The organism is Sphingomonas sp. CFBP 13728 (genome assembly GCF_014841895.1).
Lineage (GTDB): Bacteria > Pseudomonadota > Alphaproteobacteria > Sphingomonadales > Sphingomonadaceae > Sphingomonas.
The window spans coordinates 578,746-596,138 of sequence record NZ_JACYUS010000003.1 but is presented as its reverse complement, the minus strand read 5'-3'; the positions used below and the strand labels follow the sequence as shown (position 1 = coordinate 596,138).

The window sequence follows — 17,393 nt, the reverse complement described above, 5'->3', positions numbered from 1 at the left end:
GCGTTTCGGTACAAGAATTTAGTCCGCCCACGCCGCGTCCTCGACATGGAGTTCGGCGGACGGGCGCGAGGACCAGTCGTCGATCTTCGCGCGGCCGGCGAGCCAGAGCTTGCGGTGGGGGGCGGCGCCGAGCAGCGCCTGGCCCAGTGCGCTCTCGGCCGAGCGGAAGGCCATTGCCTTGATGCTGCGGCCGTCGTCGCCGGCGACGATCGTGCGGACGTGGCCGTTGCCGACGACGTCCGCCTTGATCACGCGGACCGGGCCCATCGCGACGCGGGGCGCTGGCCAGCCCATGCCGTAGGGGCCGCCGGCTTCCATCGATTCGACGAGGCCGGGGTTGACGCCGCCCGCTGCCAGCACCGCGTCCAGCAGGAGTGCACGGTCGCCGTTCGAGCGTTCGACCGCTGCGGCGAGGCGCTCTTCGAGGAAGTCGGTGAAGGCGGGTATCGCTGCCTCGCTGATCGTCAGGCCGGCGGCCATCGCGTGGCCTCCGCCCGCCACGAGCAGGCCGTGTTCGCGGGCTGCCATCACAGCTGCACCGAGGTCGACGCCGGGGATCGAGCGGCCCGAGCCCTTGCCGATGCCGTTCTCGTCGATCGCGATGACGATTGCGGGGCGGCCGAGCTTCTCCTTGAGGCGACCGGCGACGATGCCGATCACGCCGGGGTGCCAGCCGTGACCGGCGACGACGGCGACCGCGCGGTCTCGGCTGGAGAGCAAGTCGGCGGCCTCCTGTACGGCGGTCTCGATCGCGCGGCGTTCTTCGTTGAGGCGGTCGAGTTCGGTGGCGATCTGGCGGGCTTCGTCGGGGTCCTGCGTGGTCAGCAGGCGGACGCCGAGGTCTGCGCGACCGACGCGGCCGCCGGCGTTGATGCGCGGGCCGAGCGCGAAGCCCAGGTCCGTGCAGGTCGGGTTGCGCGTCAGGCGCGAGGCTTCGATCAGCGCAGCGACGCCAATGTTCTTGCGCGCGCCCATGACTTTCAGGCCTTGCGACACGAATGCGCGGTTGAGGCCGCGAAGCTGCGCGACGTCGGCGACGGTGCCGAGCGCGACGATGTCGAGCAGGTCGATCAGCTTGGGTTCGGCGCGGTCCTTGAAGAAGCCGCGCGCGCGGAGCGTGCGGACGAGCGCGGCGGCGGCGAGGAAGCACATGCCGACCGCGGCGAGATGGCCGTGCGCGGCGCCTTCGGTCTCGTCGAGGCGGTTGGGGTTTACCAGCGCGAGCGCGTGCGGGAGCGCGGTCGAGCATTTGTGGTGGTCGATGACGATCACGTCGACCTTCGCGTCGCGGGCGGCGTCGAGCGCGTCGAACGCCTGCGCGCCGCAATCGACCGTGACGATCAGCGTGGCGCCTTCGCCGGCGAGGCGGACGAGCGCTTCGCCCGAGGGGCCGTAGCCTTCGAGCAGACGGTCGGGGATGTAGGGGCGGGCTTCGATGCCGAGATCGCGCAGCACGAGCACCATCAGCGCGGCGGAGGTGGCGCCGTCGACGTCGTAGTCGCCGAAGATCGCGACCTGTTCGTGCGCCTGCACGGCGTCGGCGAGGCGCTCGGCGGCGCGGTCCATGTCGCGGAAGATCGACGGGTCGGGCATAAACGCGCGGATCGACGGCGTGCGGTGCGCGTCGAGCGCGTCGCGGGGGCAGCCGCGCGCGAGCAGAAGTTGGGTGACGAGGTCGTCGCCGGTAAAGCCGTCCCGGCCGTCAGCCGCTAGGGCTCGCCAACGCCAGGGCTGGCCGAGGATCGAGGAGGTTACGCCGAGAACTGTCATGCCCCGGACGTAGTGGCTCTAGGGGGATTGTCGAGCAGGGAGGGGCCGCGTGGTTAGGGCGATCTCGCAACCGCGTGCACCACGTGCGTCTTGTTCTCCCGCGAAGGCGGGAGCCCAGTCTGGGTCCCCGCCTTCGCGGGGAAACAACGAGGGAGGTGAGCGGGCGCCTACCCCGTTCGTGCTGAGTAGCGACCGAGTAGCTTCGTAGAAGCGTATCGAGGGTGCGTATCGAAGCATGGGTTCCGTGCGACAACCTGTCCTTCGATACGCCATCTCGATACGCCGCCTGCGGCAGCTACTCGACGGCTACTCAGGACGAACGGGGAGGGGGCGCGACTGTGGCTCGGTGACGGGGCGGGAAGGTGACGTTATGCTCTGCTCAAGCCCTTCACTTGATCCACGGACGCTCGCGAAACCACTTCGTCACGATATACTTCACGCCCTTCACCACCGGCATACCCTCGTGCAGCGTCAGCCCGTTCGGCGTCCCATCCGGGTTCATGTTGTTCCATGCGAGCAGCATGCCGCGCTTCGGCGCGATCTTCACGCCGGCCTGGGGGAACCAGGTCGCGCCGCCTTCGGGGACGTCGTTGAGGAACACCATCGCGGTCCAGGTGCGCTGGCCGCCTTGCTCCTGCATCTTGGCCCAGTAGCTCTCGGACTCGTGGAAATAATCATGGTGCGCGCGGAATTGCTGGCCGGGGGCGTAGCGCTGGCCCTGCATCGTCTCGCCGTGGAGCAGGTCGATCCCGAGCAACGTGGCGATCGCCTCGTCGGTCGGCTGCACGTCGGGAGACCAGCGATCCATGTCGCAGCTCTCGCTGGTGCGGAAATTGCTGTTCGGGCGATCGGAGAGCAGCGTCGACGGCCGTCGCTTGGAATCGATCACCGCGATCAGCCGCTTGCACGTCGCGGGATCGAGGAACTTGTCCTGATAATAGAACTGGACCGTGTCCATCGCGATGCGCTGCACCGCCGGATTGGCGTCGAGGCGCGCGGCGACCTGCGATCCGAAGGCTTGGCGGAGTGCCGCGGCCGGATCGACCTTCTTGGCTTTTGAAAAGATACCCACGCCGCAGGATTTGGCGAACTCGCCCCGAAAGGCAAGAGGGGTAAACGCAAGAGCCCCGCGGTGATCTGGACCACCGCGGGGCTCTCCCCTGTTACCTCGTGCCAGTAAGCCGGAACCTACCAGAAGATGTCGTACACTGTGTCGACCACGCGACCGCTGTCGAGATCGACCAGCAACGCGTCGTTGTAATAGCGTACCCAGCGATACGGGCCGTACGCCTCGGGGAGGCGGTAGGTGTACGGGTCCTGGATCCAGTAATTCTGGTTGTAGAGAATGCTGTTCAGCGATAAACCAACGCCGAAGCGACGATAGCCCGATCCCCAGCCGCTCGGCGCGTAGTAGCGTGGGAGGCGGTAGGCGCCGCGGTTGGATGCGCGGTAATTGCTCCAGGCATAGCGGTTGTCGTTCCGCCAGCCACGGTTCCATGCGCCGCCCTGATTGTACTGCCCCTGGTTGTATCCGCCGCGGCCATAGCCCTGGACGTTGCCATAGGCGCGGTTGGGTTGGCGGTTCTGATAGCCGTCGCGACCGCCGCGGCGCCAGTCGCCCCGGTTGTCGCCCCGTCCATCATTGCGCCCGTCGTTGCGCCAGTCGCCGCGTCCGTTGCGATCGAACTGGCCGCGATCCGCCTGCTGGTTGCCGCGGTCGAAACCGGGGCGATCTTGCCCTCGGTTCCAGTCGGGACGTCCTTGACCGTTGGGGCGGTCGCCGCGGACTTGCGGTTGCGTGCCGAGGTCGGCGCGTTGCGGGCGCTGGCCTTGGTCGGAAGCGACGGGGCGATCGGGACGCTGCTGCTGGAACGCCTGCCCTTCCGCGCGCGGGCCACGATCACCGCGATCCGGACGCTGGCCACGATCCTGACGCGGGCCACGGTCACCGCGGTCTTGGTCGGCCTGCTGCGCGGTGGCGGTCGTTGCCATCATGGTCGCCGGCACCAACGCGGAGGCCGCCATCAAGAGTTTGAGAAACTTGCCCGTCATCGCCGTCGTCCTCGACTGCCGGCGCACGAGCCGGCTCCTATGATGGGTCGGGTCTAGGCTTTACGCTATGTGGAGAGGCTGAATGGGTTCGTCAGCGATTAGACAGGTTTAGGTCGGATACGTCGCTACGTCTTTGAAGCATCCACCGCGGCGAAGGCCGGGGTCCAATTGGGGCGGCGAGTAACGAGGCGCGCGACCAATTACCTTGGACGTTCCAGTTGGCCCCGGCCTTCGCCGGGGTGGTGCAGGAGGGGTAGCGGCGGTTATGCTGGCGACGGTTGGGTGGGCCGCTCAACCACCGCACTCAGCTCGCGCGTACTTGTTCTCCCGCGAAGGCGGGAGCCCAGACTGGACTCCTGCCTTCGCGGGAGAACAGGCTTGGCTCTGGGGATCGCCTACCGCGCCGGCGGCGGCACCAGTGCCGGCACCAGCCGCGCCGAGTCCGCGGGATCGATCCCCGGCCGCGGACCTGCCGGAATAACCTCTTCGCCCCGCGTCGCGCGCCCAGCCCGCTGGATCGCCTCGACCACGCGCGGATACACCCCGCACCGGCACAGGTTGGTGATCTGCTCGCGGATCAGCGCTTCGCTCGGGTCTGCATTGCGCTTCAGCAACGCGGCTGCCGCTATGATCATCCCCGGGATGCAGAACCCGCATTGCGACACCGACTCCGCGATAAACGCCAGCTGCACCGGATGATTGCGTTCGCGCGACAGGCCTTCGATCGTCGTGACGTATGCGCCCTCGATCGAGCCGATCGGCACCCGGCAACTCCGCATCGCCCGCCCGTCGATGTCGACCGTGCACGCGCCGCACTGCCCGGTGCCGCAGCCATATTTCGTCCCCGTCAGGTTCGACGCATCGCGCAGCGCCCACAGCAGCGGCGTAGCATTGTCCAGCTTGTACTCGATCGGCACGTTATTGACGGTGAAGCGGCTCATGCTCGTCGTCCTAGCCGGTCGGACGGGATCGCACCAAGCGGCATTGCCACGCGGCGGGCCCCCGGCTTATGTCGCAGCCAATAATACCGCGAGAGGGCGCAACACGATGCACGTCGATACCAAATCCACAGAAGCAGCCGGAGGCGACGCCAGCCACGGCTACGACGCGCCCGACCTGCGCGTGTTCGTGTTCGCGCTGTTCTTCATCTTCGGTGGGATCACCTCGCTGAACGACATCATCATTCCGAAGATGAAAGAGCTCTTCACGCTCGACCACGCGACCGCGATGCTGGTGCAGTCGGCGTTCTTCCTCGCCTATGCGCTGTTCTCGATCCCCGCCGCGGCTATCGTGCGCAAGGCCGGATACATGCGCACCGCGTCGATCGGCCTCGTGACGATGACCGCGGGCTGTCTGTTGTTCATCCCCGCCGCGGGTCAGGCGAGCTTCGGCATGTTCCTGTTCGCGCTGTTCGTGCTCGGCGCAGGCATCACCGTGGTGCAGGTCGTCGCCAACCCGCTGATCTCGGCGCTCGGTCATCCCAAGTCCGCCTCGAGCCGGCTGACCTTCGCCCAGGCGTTCAACTCGCTCGGTACCACGATCTTCCCGTATGTCGGCTCCGCGCTGATCCTCGGCGGGCTGGCGACGGTCGACTCTTCGACGCTCACCGGCGCCGCGCTCGACGCCTACCGGACGGAGTCGTCGCGGACCGTCGTGCACACCTATATCGGCCTCGCGATCGCGCTGCTGATCGTCGCCGCGGTCGTGTGGACCCGTCGCAACCGGCTCAACGAGGAGCAGGACCAGACCGGCAGCATCTTCCACGCGTTCACGCTGCTGAAGCGTCCGCGGTTCGCGATGGGGACGGCGTGCATCTTCCTGTACGTCGGCGCCGAAGTCGCGGTCGGCTCGCTGATCGTCAATTACCTGATGCAGCCGAGCGTGATGGGCCTGAGCGACGTCGCGGCGGGCAAGCACGTGCCGTTCTACTGGGGCGGTGCGCTGGTCGGCCGGTTCATCGGCGCGTACGTGCTGAACAAGGTGTCGCCGGGCAAGGTCCTCGCCGGCGTCGCGACGGGCACGCTGGCGCTGATCCTGATCTCGGCGAACACCGAGGGTGCTTTGTCGGGCTGGGCGTTGCTGGCGATCGGCCTGATGAACGCGGTGATGTTCCCGACGATCTTCAGCCTCGCGTCGGAAGGTCTCGGCAAGCGCGCAGCGGAAGGCTCGGGCGTGATCGCTACGGCGATCGTCGGCGGCGCGATCGTCCCGTATCTGACGGGCATGCTCGCGGACAAGTCGGGCAGCCTGCACTTCGCGCTGCTGCTCCCGGCGATCTGCTACGCGCTGATTTTGGCATACGGACTGTATGCCAGGAAGCCGGTGGTCGAAGCGGCCTACTGAGCGTGTTCCCCCGCGAAGGCGGGGGCCCAGACTGTGTCCCCGCCTTCGCGGGGACACATGCTTAGTCGGTAGACCCAAGCATCGGCGCCGCCCGCCCGGTCGCGAGATCGGCATCCGAAAACCGGATCGGCGTACGCAGCCCCGGAACCAGAGACCCATCCGGCCGCGCGACGTCGATCGCCATTCCTCGTGCGACAACCTGCGGATCATCGAACGCCTGCGCCACCGTATTGATCGGCCCGGCCGGCACCCCGACCGCCTCCAGCCGCGCCAGCAACTCGAGCTTCGGCACGCGAGACGTCGCCGCCTCGATCCCCGCGAACAACACATCCTTGAACGCCAACCGCCCGGCATTGGTCGCGAACCGCGGATCGTCGCGCATCTCGGACAGGCCCATCGCGTCGCAGAACCGCCGGAACTGCCCGTCATTCCCGACCGCCAGGATGAACCACCCATCGGCACACGGAAACACCGCATAGGGACACACGTTCATATGCGCATTCCCGACCCGCGTCGGCGACACGCCGCTCGCGAACCAGTTCATCGCCTGATTCGCCAGCACCCCGGTCATCGTATCGAGCAACGCCATGTCGATCTGCTGACCCTTGCCGGTCCGCTCGCGCATCGCCAGCGCCGCCTGGATCGCGATCACGGAATACAGCCCGGTCATGATGTCGGCGAACGCGACACCGATCTTCTGCGGCGCGCCGTCCCGCTCGCCGGTCAGGTCCATGATTCCGCTCATGCCTTGGACGATGAAGTCGTAACCCGCGCGCGGCGCGTAGGGGCCGTCCTGGCCAAAGCCGGTGATCGAGCAATAGACGAGGCGGGGATTGATCGCCGCAAGCGTGGCGTAGTCGAGCCCGTATTTGGCGAGCCCACCGACCTTGAAATTCTCGATCACGACATCGGCGTCGGCGATCAGGTCGCGGACGATCGCCTGACCTTCGGATGTGGTGAAGTCGGCGACGATCGATCGCTTGCCGCGATTGGCGGCGTGGAAATACGCGGCGTCGCGCGTGCCGTCAGGGTTGTCGATAAACGGCGGCCCCCAGGTTCGCGTGTCGTCCCCGGCGGGGCTCTCGACCTTGACGACGTCCGCGCCGAGATCGGCAAGCACCTGCCCCGCCCAGGGACCGGCCAGAATTCGCGCAAGTTCGACGACCTTCAGGCCGCTCAGCGGTGTCTGCTTCACAGGACCGCACCGCTGTTCAATCCCACCAGAAATACCACCAATCGTCCGCCATCAGCGCTGCTGCCAAGCCAGCGAAGGTCTCCGAACCCTGCTCCACGAGATCGGTGCAGTACAGATATTGGTCGCGGGCAAGTTGCATCGCTGCCTCTCGTGTGAACGGGCGAGTGGCGACATGCAGGTTGATGACGTCGCGGCTGCATCCGACCAGTTCTGCGCCGAAAGCCGCGTTCCATTCCCTCAGCGCGGCGACATGATATTCGGCCGAGGGATTGTCGTTCCAACCGCCCCAGCGGAGGAACGCCATCGCCTCCCAACCGGTCTTGCACGGCAGGATCGCGATGTGGACGCGGTCGTGGAACTGTCCCGTCAGGATATCGGATGCAACGGTGAACCCCGTTGGTGTGACCCCTGTAGGCCATTCGCCGATCGGCGGCTCGGGGCGTTCCTCGTCCCGGTCGGCACGCCCCTGCTCGCGGAGCCATTCCCGCGTTCGCCGGTCCTGGTCTTCGTGATGGGCGACGAGCGATGCGGGGAAGGTCAGCCCGTCTGCGATGGCGAGGATCGCGTCCGGGCTACGGTCGTCGAGGTCCTCGATCCCTTCCCGGATGGACGCCACATCCTCGTCGCCGCCGAGGACCACTGGCCATCCACCGTCCTCTCCTCGAAGACGGTTCCAGGTCGCCAACGCGTCGCGCCCATGGACGGTCACGAGCGGGTAGGGGAACGCGAGCGGTTCGGTCGCTACGATCGATGCGACCGGTTCAGCTACAGGCGGCGGAACCGGCGTCGAAGCTGGCATGTCTCCACTGGCGAAGAACCGGCGGATCGAATCGAAAAATCCCATTGCTCCCCTTCCTTGGCGGCAGCCCGTCGGCGAACGCCATCGTGCTCATCAGACGGCATACAGCGCCTAGAACGCCGCGATACCCGTGATCGCGCGCCCGAGGATCAGCGCATGCACGTCATGCGCACCCTCATACGTGTTGACCGTCTCGAGGTTCATCAGGTGGCGCATCACCTGATACTCCCCCGAAATCCCGTTGCCACCATGCATGTCGCGAGACATCCGCGCGATATCGAGCGCCTTGCCGACGTTGTTGCGCTTGACGATCGAGACCATTTCCGGCGCGAACCGGCCTTCGTCCATCAACCGCCCGACGCGCAACGACGCCTGCAACCCGAGTGCGATCTCGGTCTCCATATCCGCCAGCTTCTTCTGGAAAAGCTGCCGCCCCGCCAAAGGTGTGCCGAACTGGTTGCGGTCCAGCCCGTACTGCCGCGCTGCATGGAAGCAGAACTCCGCTGCACCAAGCGCTCCCCAGGAAATCCCGTAGCGCGCGCGGTTGAGGCAGCCGAACGGCCCCTTCAATCCCTGCACGTCGGGCAACAGCGCGTCGTCGCCGACCTCGACCTCGTCCATCATCACCATGCCGGTGATCGACGCGCGCAACGACAGCTTGCCCTCGATCTTCGGCGTCTCCAGCCCCTTCATCCCGCGCTCGAGGATAAAGCCACGGATGCCGCCGCCGTGCTCGTCGGACTTCGCCCAGATCACGAACACGTCGGCGATCGGCGAGTTCGAGATCCACGTCTTCGCACCCGAGATGACATAGCCGTTGGCCGTCTTCTTCGCGCGCGTCGTCATCCCGCCGGGATCCGACCCCGCATCCGGCTCGGTCAGCCCAAAGCAGCCGATCCATTCGCCGGTCGCGAGCTTGGGCAGGTATTTGCGCTTCTGTTCATCGGAGCCGAACGCATTGATCGGGTACATCACGAGGCTCGACTGCACCGACATCATCGAGCGATAGCCCGAGTCGATCCGCTCCACCTCGCGCGCGACCAGCCCGTAGGCGACATAGGACGCACCGACGCCGCCATATTCCTCGGGGATCGTCGGCCCAAGCAGCCCCAGCGCGCCCATCTCGCGGAAAATCGCGGGATCGGTATGCTCGTGCTGGAACGCGTCGATGATCCGCGGCGCGAGCTTGTCGTCGGCATAGGCCTTCGCGCTGTCGCGGATCATCCGCTCGTCCTCGCTCAACTGATCGTCGAGCAGGAACGGATCCGCCCAGTCGAACTTGCCCATCCCGGCCATATGAATCTCCTTCGTTGACCGCCGACTTCGTGGTTCGGCCGGCGAAAGTCCACCCCTGACGAGACGTTTACGCGTCGATCAGCGTGAGTACCGCGATCGTCACATGCTCGCGGTCGCCGATCGACTCGATGCGGTCGACCACGAGATCGACGACGATATGCCCGCGCATCGCAAACTCCGCTTCGGGCAACGTCTCGATCCAGTCTCGAAGACCGGGTACGGGCATCGCCGCGATCGTCAGCCGGTGCAGCGTGCCGACGAACGTAGCGCTCGCCCACGGCGTGCACGCGATCGACTCGACGCGCATCGTCAGGCCTGCCGCCCCTGCATGGCCGCGAAGCGCGCGGATCAACAGCGTGCCCGCATCGGGGCCGCGGATCGCGTCCATCCTCACGACCCGTGCCGTTCTATGAAGGTTTCGATCCGCGCCACCATCGGCGCGCGCGGCTGGCGACCGAGTCGGAGGTCGTGGACCAGCCGCGGATCGCCGACCGCCAACCGGCCGAACTTCGACGTCGGCATGCCGGTCTGCCGCAGATATCGGTCGATCTTGATGAGAACGGACATGGTCGCTCCTTCCTGTTCCTGGCCCCGAGTCCCTGGCCCGGGTCCCTGCCTGTGTTCTTGATCTGTTCCGGCAAATCCTACTTGTCTAGGAAAATTCCTACGCTACGGTTCGGGCGTGGCTAGAACCGTGTCCGATCCCGATCCAAGAACCGTGCTGGCAACGCTGGCCGCGGCGCGTGGCGACAGTCTGGCGGCGCTGTCGGCGATGCTGGGGCGCAACGCTGCGTACCTTCAGCAATATGTCCGGCGTGGATCGCCGCGGGTGCTCGGCGAACGCGATCGTCGATTGCTGTCGGAATATCTGGGGGTGAGCGAGGCAAGGCTGGGCGCACCCGCCGACCGGCCGGCAGGGTTTCGCATCCGCAAGCTCGACGTCGCGGCGTCGGCGGGGCCGGGCGCGCTGGTCGATAGCGAGATCGTGCTCGGCACCGACACGCTGGACCCCGGCCTTGCGCGGAAACTCGGGCTAAGAGACGGGCAGGCGGCGATCATCCGTGTGCGTGGCAGTTCGATGGAGCCGGGGCTGTTCGACGGCGATCACATCGTGGTCGACACCGCCGACCGTACGCCGCGCGCCAAGGGCGGGGTGTACGTCATCCGGATCGACGACGCAGTGATGGTGAAGCGCGTTGCCCTGGTACGCGGGGCATTGGTGGCGAAGAGCGATAACCCTGATGCAGGGCCGGTGCCCGACGGAGCTATCGCGGTCATCGGTCGAGTAGTCTGGCAGATGCGAGAGCCGCGGTAAGGATGGAGCCGCAGCTCCCTCAAATGGATCCGGTTCTCCCGCGAAAGCGGGAGCCCAGGGCTACAACCGACAACGTTCGTGGTCCTGGACCCCCGCTTCCGCGGGGGAACGGTTAGAAAAGCCTCCCCTTGCAGGGGATGCCCAGGAGTCAGCGCCCCTGCAGCTTGCTCAGGATGGTCATCGACTGTTCCGAGCCCGACTGCGGGACGATCTCACCAGTCCGGTCGATGATCGCGTCCCAATGTGCCGCGACACCCTCCACCGACAGGTCGTCGCCGGTCAGCAACGTGCCCTGCGTCAGCGTCACATACGCCGCCTGGAACACGCCCGCGCCCGCACCGACGATCATGTTGGTCGGCGCATCCTCCGATACCAGGAACACCGCGGCAGGCGCGACCTTGTCGGGGGAGAACGCCTTGAACGCTTCCTCGGGGAAGATGTCCTGCGTCATGCGCGTGCCTGCGGTCGGCGCGATCGTGTTGACCTTGATGTTGTTTTTGGCGCCCTCGATCGCGAGCGTCTTGGTCAGCCCCGCAAGGCCGAGCTTGGCGGCGCCGTAGTTCGCCTGACCGAAATTGCCATAGAGACCGGTCGACGACGCGGTCATCAGGATGCGGCCGTAATTCTGCGCGCGCATCGTGTCCCAGACTGCCTTGGTGGCGTTGGCCGAGCCGTTCAGGTGCACGTCGACGACGAACTTGAAGTCAGCGGGCTCCATCTTGGCGAAGCTCTTGTCGCGCAACACGCCGGCGTTGTTGATGAGGATGTGGACGCCGCCCCATTTCTCGGAGGCGCGGGCGACCATCTCGACCATCTGGTCGTACTCGGTGACGCTGCCGCCGTTCGACATCGCCTCGCCGCCGGCCGCTTCGATTTCCTCGACGACTTTCAATGCGGCGTCGGAATGGCCGGTGCCGTCGCGCGACGCACCCAGATCGTTGACCACGACCTTCGCACCACGCCGGGCGAGTTCGAGCGCATATTCGCGGCCCAGGCCACCGCCTGCGCCGGTGACGATCGCGACCCGATCTTCAAAGCTGATAGACCCAAAGTTCTCAGACATGGAAAAGGCGCCCCTCTCTTATAGTTGGAGCGCCTTTCCTAGAACGTAAAGCCAGCTAGGCAAGCGGCAGGATCACCCGCCGCTTGCCGCCGGATTTACTTGCCGCCGCGGTTGCGGCAGCCGTCCTTGACCGTCTTCGAACACACCGGATACTCGGCGGGTGCCGGCGTCGGCGGGGTCACGGTTGGCTGACCGAACGTCACGCCACCGGCGGGTGCTGGCGGTGCCATCGGTGCGGCGGGTGCTGCTGCCGGATCGGCAGGAGCGGCCATCGCAGGATCGGCAGGCGCTGCGGGATCGGCCGGTGCCGCCTGGTCCGCGGGCGCGGTCTGCGCGGCGGGGTCTGCCGGCGGCGTCGTCTGGGCGATCACGGGCGACGCGAGAAGAGCGGCGGCAGCGAAGAGAATGGACTTCATACGAATCTCCTAAATGGGTGCACCATTTTGGTAGCGCGACGTCTGAACGCACTAAGTCGTGCTTGGGTCCTTCGTTTCGCATCCGATTCCATTCGCCCCACCGCGGGACAGTCTCGTTACCCCCCCGTATCGAGCGAATAGCCCGCCGAACGAACGGTGCGGATGATGTCCGGACGCTCGCCGACGTTGATCGCCTTGCGCAGCCGCCGGATGTGGACGTCGACCGTGCGGCTTTCGATATCCGAGTCATGCCCCCAGACCGCATCGAGCAGGCGCTCGCGCGAGAACACCCAGCCCGGATGCTCGAGGAAATGCTTCAGCAGCCGGAACTCGGTCGGTCCGAGCGACACGACTTCGCCCGAGCGGCGGACCTTGTGGCCAACGGTATCCATCTCGATGTCGGCATAGCTCAGCGCCTCACCGGCGAGGGCAGGGCGGACGCGGCGCAGCACGGCTCCGACGCGGGCGACGAGTTCGCGCGGCGAGAACGGCTTGGTCACGTAATCGTCGGCGCCGGTCTCCAGCCCCCGCACGCGATCCTCTTCCTCACCACGCGCGGTGAGCATGATGATCGGCACGTTCTGCGTCTCGGGTGCGCGGCGCAGGCGGCGGCACACCTCGATCCCCGACAGCCCCTCGACCATCCAGTCGAGCAGGACGATGTCGGGCACCTTCTCCTTGGCGAGCAACAAGGCTTCCTCGCCATCGGGGGTATGCGCGATCTCGAAATCCTCGCGCTTGAAATGCCAGACCAGCAATTCGGCGAGGGCGGCATCGTCCTCGACCAGCAGCATTTTCGCGCGTGCCATTATGCCTGCTCCTTCTTTATGCCGCGTTCGCGATCGACCATCTGCGTGCCGGTCGCGGCAAAATAGACCATCTCGGCGACGTTGGTGGCGTGGTCGCCGATCCGCTCGAGGTTCTTGGCGACGAACAGCAGATGCGCGACCTGGCTGATCGTCTTGGGGTTCTCGACCATGTAGGTGACGAGCGTTCGGAAGATGCTGTCGTAGAAATCGTCCAGCGCATTGTCGCTTTCCACCACGCGCACCGCCTCTTCCGCGTCGCGCGCGGCAAATGCGTCGAGCACGTCGTGGACCATCTCGCTCGCCATCCGGCCCATCGCCGGCAGGATCGAGATCGGCTCGATCCGGTGCTCGCTCTCGATCATCGGCACGCGCTTGGCGATGTTCTTGGCATAATCGCCGATCCGCTCGACGACGCCGGCGATCTTCAGCGCGGCGACGACCTCGCGCAGGTCGACCGCCATCGGTGCGCGCAGGGCGATGATCCGCACTGCGAGCCGTTCGACCTCCGCCTCGATGACGTCGATCTGCTTGTCGGCGACGCGCACTTGCTCCGCGAGCGCGAGGTCGTTGCGTTGCAGCGCCTGCATCGCCTTGTCGATCGCGTCCTCGGCGAGCCCGCCCATCTGCGAGATCAACCCGCGGAGCTCGCCGATGTCGTTGTCGAAGGCCTTGACCGTATGCGTGTTCATGGTCGTTTCCCGACTCAGCCGTAACGGCCGGTGATGTAATCCTTGGTCCGCTCTTCGCGGGGATTGGTGAAGATGTCCGAGGTGTTGCCGTATTCGACCAGTGTGCCGAGATGGAAGAACGCGGTCTTCTGACTGACGCGCGCCGCCTGCTGCATGTTGTGCGTGACGATCACCATGGCGTAGCGGCCGCGCAGTTCGTGGATCAGTTCCTCGATCTTGGCGGTCGCGATCGGATCGAGTGCGGAGCAAGGTTCGTCCATCAGGATGACCTCGGGATCGACCGCGATCGCGCGCGCGATGCACAGCCGCTGCTGCTGTCCACCCGACAAGGCCGTGCCGCTGTCCGAGAGGCGATCCTTCACCTCGTCCCACAGGCCTGCACGGCGCAGCGACTTCTCGACGATCCGGTCGAGATCCGCCTTTGCGCCCGCGAGACCGTGGATGCGCGGGCCATAGGCGACGTTCTCGTAGATCGATTTCGGGAACGGGTTGGGTTTTTGGAACACCATGCCGACGCGGGCGCGGAGCTGCACCACGTCCATGTCGGGCGAATAGATGTCCTGGCCGTCGAGCTTGATCTCGCCCGTCACGCGCGCGCTGGCGACGGTGTCGTTCATGCGGTTGAGCGTGCGCAGGAAGGTCGACTTGCCGCAGCCCGACGGGCCGATGAACGCGACGACCTCGTCCTGGTCGACGTCGATCGAGACGTCGTTGATCGCGATCTTGCTGCCATAGGCGACGGAGACGTTGCGCGCCGTCATCTTGAGGACGGGAGGCTTGAAAGGTTTTGGCATCACCAGCGGGTCTCGAATCGGTTGCGGAGGTAGATCGCGACGCCGTTCATCGCGAGCAGGAACACGAGCAGGACGATGATCGCGGCGGAGGTCTTCTCGACGAAGCCGCGGCTGACCTGATCGGACCAAAGGAAGATCTGGACGGGCAGCACGGTCGCGGGATCGCTCAGCCCGGACGGCGGGGCGGCGATGAACGCGCGCATGCCGATCATCAGCAGCGGCGCGGTCTCGCCGAGCGCGCGCGCCATGCCGATGATCGTGCCGGTGAGGATACCGGGCAGCGCGAGCGGCAGGACGTGGTGGAACACGACCTGCACCGGCGATGCGCCGATGCCGAGCGCCGCGTCGCGGATCGACGGCGGCACGGCCTTGATCGCGTTGCGCCCGGCGATGACGATCACGGGCATCGTCATCAGCGCGAGCGTGAGGCCGCCCACGATAGGTGCCGACCGGGGCATGCCGAACGTGCCGAGGAATACCGCGAGACCGAGCAGACCGAAGATGATCGACGGCACCGCCGCGAGGTTGTTGATCGAGACCTCGATCAGGTCGGTCCAGCGGTTCTTCGGGGCATATTCCTCGAGATACAGCGCCGACAGCACGCCGATCGGGAACGCCAGCAGCAACGTGACGATCATCGTCAACAGCGACCCCTTGAACGCCCCCCAGATCCCGACGCGCGTCGCATCGGTCGAGTCCGCCGAGGTGAGGAAGCCCGCGTTGAACCCGCGGGTCAGCGCGCCGCTCGCCTTCAGTCGCGCGACGATCGCTTCGGCGTCGCGCGTGCCGTTGCCCTTGGCGGCAACGTCGATCGGGCTGGAGACGGGGACCTCGAACACGGTCCTGCGCTGGAGCAGCGACGGGTCGGCCTTGATCGCATCGCGGACCACCGCCCAGGCGCCGTCGGACAGCAGGTCGGTGCCGTCCTTGCCGAACGCCTTGGTGGCGGCGAGGTCGACCGTGCCTTCCAGCCCAGCGCCGGCAAGCGCGAGATCGGCGCCGCGACCGACGAGGCGGGCGGGCTCGATCGGCAGCTTGGCGGCGGCGAGATCGACCGGGAGCGCCACGCGCGTCTCGACGAACCCGCTCGCGCCCTGCATCACCATCGTGATCAGCAGGTATGCGAGGAACGCGGCAGACAACCACACCGCGGCGAGCCCGGCGAAGCGGAAACGACGCTCGGACGCATAACGACGGCGGATGCGCGATTGCATCGCCTGCGTCGTCCAGTCGGTCGGCACGCGGCGCACCGGCTCCGCATTCGTCACCGGAAGTTGGGGCACGAGCGTGTCACTCATAGGCTTCGCGGTACCGTTTGACGACGCGCAGCGCGACGATGTTGAGAAGGAGCGTGACCACGAACAGCGTCAGGCCCAGCGCGAACGCGGCGAGCGTCTTGGGGCTGTCGAACTCGGCCTCGCCGGTCAGCAGGTCGACGATCTGCTTGGTGACCGTGGTGGTGCTGGCGAACGGGTTGAGCGTCAGCGTGGCGACGCCGGACGCGGCCATGACGACGATCATCGTCTCGCCGATCGCGCGCGACACGGCGAGCAACACGCCGCCGACGACACCGGGCAGGGCGGCCGGGAGCAGCACGCGACGGATCGTCTCGGACGAGGTTGCGCCCATCGCGAGGCTGCCGTCGCGCATCGACGAAGGGACTGCGGCGATCGAGTCGTCGGCCATCGACGACACGAACGGAATGATCATGATGCCCATCACGAGGCCCGCGGCGAGCGCGCTTTCCGACGACGCCCAACTGATCCCGACCGACACGGCGAGGTCACGCACCGCCGGTGCAACGGTCAGCGCGGCGAAATAGCCGTAGACGACGGTCGGCACGCCCGCGAGCACCTCGAGGATCGGCTTCATCCACTTGCGCGTGTTCGGCGCGGCATATTGCGTGAGGTAGATCGCGCTCATCAGCCCGAACGGAATGGCGACGATCATCGCGATCACCGCGCCGATAAAGAACGTCCCCCAGAACAACGGCACCGCGCCGAGCGATGCACCCGGATCGCGCGCGTCGATGACCTGCGGGCTCCAATGCGTGCCGAACAGGAAGTCGGTGATCGGCACGACCGAGAAGAACCGCGCGGATTCGTACAGCAAGGAGGCGACGATGCCGACCGTGGTCAGGATCGCGATTAGCGACGCGCCGAGCAGCATCAGCATCACGACGCGCTCGACCTGAGTGCGGGCACCGAAGCCGGGCTTCACGCGGGTGAAGGCGAATGCGCCGCCTGCGAAAGCGAGCAGCAGCGCGGCGGCGGTGGCGATCCAGTCGTAGCGCGATTGCGCCGCGGCGTAGGACGGGGCCAGCGTCCGCGCGAGTCCGTGGAACGCGCCGAAGCTGCGACCCTCCGCGAGGCTACGCGCTTCGGACAGGATCGATGCGCGATCGAAGCCTGGGGGCGGAAGCTGGATCGCGGCCGGGGTCGCAAGCACCGCATCGGTGACGAGCGCGGGCGCGGTCATCGACCAGACGACAAGAAAGACGAGCGGCGGGATCGCGGTCCACAACGCGACGTACCAGCCGTGGTGCGAGGGGAGCGAACTGAACCGGACGGTGCTGCCGGCGCGGAAGCGGGTGGCGCGGACGCGCGCGGTCAGCCAGCCGATCAGGCCTAGACCGAGGACGAGGAACAGGAGAGCGATGGGGGACATCAGGCGTGTCCTCCCGATGCAACCACCCCGGCGGAGGCCGGGGCCCAATTGGGGAGGTCGAAGTAACGACGGGCTGTGCTCACCAATGCAACGGTGCCCAATTGGGCCCCGGCCTTCGCCGGGGTGGTGGCCCTGTTATGTGATGTTGCCGACGCCAAGCCTCCGTTCCCCCGCGGACGCGGGGG

General features: G+C 66.6%; 18 protein-coding genes. 2 read left to right on the top strand and 16 right to left on the bottom strand.

Translation table 11 applies throughout. The annotated features are described in order from the left end of the window. Window positions 1–18 precede the first annotated feature (18 nt). The 4 genes from recJ to IFT67_RS15700 form a co-directional block, all read right to left on the bottom strand. Window positions 19–1,770, bottom strand: coding sequence for a single-stranded-DNA-specific exonuclease RecJ (gene recJ / locus IFT67_RS15715; protein WP_192239087.1), 1,752 nt, complete (start codon window positions 1,768–1,770; stop codon window positions 19–21). Between the two features lie 388 nt (window positions 1,771–2,158). Next, the gene (locus IFT67_RS15710; protein WP_192239086.1) at window positions 2,159–2,842 is read right to left on the bottom strand and encodes a 2OG-Fe(II) oxygenase; all 684 of its coding nucleotides are present in this window, start codon (window positions 2,840–2,842) and stop codon (window positions 2,159–2,161) included. Between the two features lie 116 nt (window positions 2,843–2,958). After that, window positions 2,959–3,822, bottom strand: a complete 864-nt coding sequence (locus IFT67_RS15705; RefSeq protein ID WP_192239085.1) for an RcnB family protein — start codon at window positions 3,820–3,822, stop codon at window positions 2,959–2,961. Window positions 3,823–4,217: 395 nt separating this feature from the next. Next, on the bottom strand, window positions 4,218–4,763 hold the full coding sequence (locus IFT67_RS15700; RefSeq protein ID WP_192239084.1) for a (2Fe-2S)-binding protein: 546 nt from the start codon (window positions 4,761–4,763) through the stop codon (window positions 4,218–4,220). A gap of 106 nt (window positions 4,764–4,869) precedes the next feature. Between IFT67_RS15700 and IFT67_RS15695 the strand changes: the two genes are divergently transcribed. After that, the gene (locus tag IFT67_RS15695; protein WP_192239083.1) at window positions 4,870–6,165 is read left to right on the top strand and encodes a sugar MFS transporter; all 1,296 of its coding nucleotides are present in this window, start codon (window positions 4,870–4,872) and stop codon (window positions 6,163–6,165) included. A gap of 61 nt (window positions 6,166–6,226) precedes the next feature. Here IFT67_RS15695 and IFT67_RS15690 read toward each other — a convergent pair whose 3' ends face one another. The 5 genes from IFT67_RS15690 to IFT67_RS15670 form a co-directional block, all read right to left on the bottom strand. Then, on the bottom strand, window positions 6,227–7,360 hold the full coding sequence (locus tag IFT67_RS15690) for a CoA transferase (RefSeq protein WP_192239082.1): 1,134 nt from the start codon (window positions 7,358–7,360) through the stop codon (window positions 6,227–6,229). Window positions 7,361–7,376: 16 nt separating this feature from the next. Then, window positions 7,377–8,204, bottom strand: coding sequence for a DUF4253 domain-containing protein (locus IFT67_RS15685; RefSeq protein WP_192239081.1), 828 nt, complete (start codon window positions 8,202–8,204; stop codon window positions 7,377–7,379). A gap of 66 nt (window positions 8,205–8,270) precedes the next feature. After that, the gene (locus IFT67_RS15680; protein ID WP_192239080.1) at window positions 8,271–9,455 is read right to left on the bottom strand and encodes an acyl-CoA dehydrogenase; all 1,185 of its coding nucleotides are present in this window, start codon (window positions 9,453–9,455) and stop codon (window positions 8,271–8,273) included. A 67-nt stretch (window positions 9,456–9,522) separates the two neighbouring features. After that, on the bottom strand, window positions 9,523–9,843 hold the full coding sequence (locus IFT67_RS15675; RefSeq protein ID WP_192239079.1) for a hypothetical protein: 321 nt from the start codon (window positions 9,841–9,843) through the stop codon (window positions 9,523–9,525). A gap of 2 nt (window positions 9,844–9,845) precedes the next feature. Further along, complete coding sequence (locus IFT67_RS15670) at window positions 9,846–10,022, bottom strand: hypothetical protein (protein ID WP_165895153.1); 177 nt, start codon at window positions 10,020–10,022, stop codon at window positions 9,846–9,848. Between the two features lie 115 nt (window positions 10,023–10,137). Between IFT67_RS15670 and IFT67_RS15665 the strand changes: the two genes are divergently transcribed. Further along, on the top strand, window positions 10,138–10,770 hold the full coding sequence (locus IFT67_RS15665) for a S24 family peptidase (RefSeq protein ID WP_342450630.1): 633 nt from the start codon (window positions 10,138–10,140) through the stop codon (window positions 10,768–10,770). A 148-nt stretch (window positions 10,771–10,918) separates the two neighbouring features. On the opposite strand, the gene IFT67_RS15660 is transcribed toward IFT67_RS15665, so the two are convergent. The 7 genes from IFT67_RS15660 to pstC all read right to left on the bottom strand — a co-directional run bounded on the left by IFT67_RS15660 (window position 10,919) and on the right by pstC (window position 17,208). Further along, window positions 10,919–11,833, bottom strand: a complete 915-nt coding sequence (locus tag IFT67_RS15660; RefSeq protein WP_192239078.1) for an SDR family NAD(P)-dependent oxidoreductase — start codon at window positions 11,831–11,833, stop codon at window positions 10,919–10,921. Between the two features lie 95 nt (window positions 11,834–11,928). Further along, complete coding sequence (locus IFT67_RS15655) at window positions 11,929–12,249, bottom strand: hypothetical protein (protein WP_056057295.1); 321 nt, start codon at window positions 12,247–12,249, stop codon at window positions 11,929–11,931. A gap of 116 nt (window positions 12,250–12,365) precedes the next feature. After that, window positions 12,366–13,058 carry a phosphate regulon transcriptional regulator PhoB gene (gene phoB / locus IFT67_RS15650; protein ID WP_055873047.1) on the bottom strand — a complete coding sequence of 231 codons (693 nt, stop codon included), beginning with the start codon at window positions 13,056–13,058 and terminating at the stop codon, window positions 12,366–12,368. Next, window positions 13,058–13,747 carry a phosphate signaling complex protein PhoU gene (phoU, locus tag IFT67_RS15645; RefSeq protein ID WP_056489018.1) on the bottom strand — a complete coding sequence of 230 codons (690 nt, stop codon included), beginning with the start codon at window positions 13,745–13,747 and terminating at the stop codon, window positions 13,058–13,060. Before phoU ends, phoB begins: the two co-directional genes overlap by 1 nt. Before the next feature lie 14 nt (window positions 13,748–13,761). Beyond that, window positions 13,762–14,541, bottom strand: a complete 780-nt coding sequence (gene pstB, locus IFT67_RS15640) for a phosphate ABC transporter ATP-binding protein PstB (protein ID WP_056051462.1) — start codon at window positions 14,539–14,541, stop codon at window positions 13,762–13,764. After that, window positions 14,541–15,839 (bottom strand): phosphate ABC transporter permease PstA, encoded by a 1,299-nt coding sequence (gene pstA, locus IFT67_RS15635; RefSeq protein WP_192239077.1) that lies wholly within the window; start codon window positions 15,837–15,839, stop codon window positions 14,541–14,543. The genes pstB and pstA overlap by 1 nt, the downstream gene beginning before the upstream one ends. Further along, on the bottom strand, window positions 15,832–17,208 hold the full coding sequence (pstC, locus tag IFT67_RS15630; RefSeq protein ID WP_056057307.1) for a phosphate ABC transporter permease subunit PstC: 1,377 nt from the start codon (window positions 17,206–17,208) through the stop codon (window positions 15,832–15,834). The genes pstA and pstC overlap by 8 nt, the downstream gene beginning before the upstream one ends. Window positions 17,209–17,393: the final 185 nt, after the last annotated feature.

What these genes read in the sequence shown, in the direction of transcription:
- phoB (WP_055873047.1), bottom strand. Translation starts at nt 13,058, where the DNA reads ATGGCACGCGCGAAAATGCTGCTGGTCGAGGACGATGCCGCCCTCGCC.
- IFT67_RS15655 (WP_056057295.1), bottom strand. Translation starts at nt 12,249, where the DNA reads ATGAAGTCCATTCTCTTCGCTGCCGCCGCTCTTCTCGCGTCGCCCGTG.
- pstB (WP_056051462.1), bottom strand. Translation starts at nt 14,541, where the DNA reads ATGCCAAAACCTTTCAAGCCTCCCGTCCTCAAGATGACGGCGCGCAAC.
- IFT67_RS15695 (WP_192239083.1), top strand. Translation starts at nt 4,870, where the DNA reads ATGCACGTCGATACCAAATCCACAGAAGCAGCCGGAGGCGACGCCAGC.
- IFT67_RS15700 (WP_192239084.1), bottom strand. Translation starts at nt 4,763, where the DNA reads ATGAGCCGCTTCACCGTCAATAACGTGCCGATCGAGTACAAGCTGGAC.
- IFT67_RS15680 (WP_192239080.1), bottom strand. Translation starts at nt 9,455, where the DNA reads ATGGCCGGGATGGGCAAGTTCGACTGGGCGGATCCGTTCCTGCTCGAC.
- pstA (WP_192239077.1), bottom strand. Translation starts at nt 15,839, where the DNA reads ATGAGTGACACGCTCGTGCCCCAACTTCCGGTGACGAATGCGGAGCCG.
- phoU (WP_056489018.1), bottom strand. Translation starts at nt 13,747, where the DNA reads ATGAACACGCATACGGTCAAGGCCTTCGACAACGACATCGGCGAGCTC.
- IFT67_RS15670 (WP_165895153.1), bottom strand. Translation starts at nt 10,022, where the DNA reads ATGTCCGTTCTCATCAAGATCGACCGATATCTGCGGCAGACCGGCATG.
- recJ (WP_192239087.1), bottom strand. Translation starts at nt 1,770, where the DNA reads ATGACAGTTCTCGGCGTAACCTCCTCGATCCTCGGCCAGCCCTGGCGT.
- pstC (WP_056057307.1), bottom strand. Translation starts at nt 17,208, where the DNA reads ATGTCCCCCATCGCTCTCCTGTTCCTCGTCCTCGGTCTAGGCCTGATC.
- IFT67_RS15660 (WP_192239078.1), bottom strand. Translation starts at nt 11,833, where the DNA reads ATGTCTGAGAACTTTGGGTCTATCAGCTTTGAAGATCGGGTCGCGATC.
- IFT67_RS15685 (WP_192239081.1), bottom strand. Translation starts at nt 8,204, where the DNA reads ATGGGATTTTTCGATTCGATCCGCCGGTTCTTCGCCAGTGGAGACATG.
- IFT67_RS15705 (WP_192239085.1), bottom strand. Translation starts at nt 3,822, where the DNA reads ATGACGGGCAAGTTTCTCAAACTCTTGATGGCGGCCTCCGCGTTGGTG.
- IFT67_RS15675 (WP_192239079.1), bottom strand. Translation starts at nt 9,843, where the DNA reads ATGGACGCGATCCGCGGCCCCGATGCGGGCACGCTGTTGATCCGCGCG.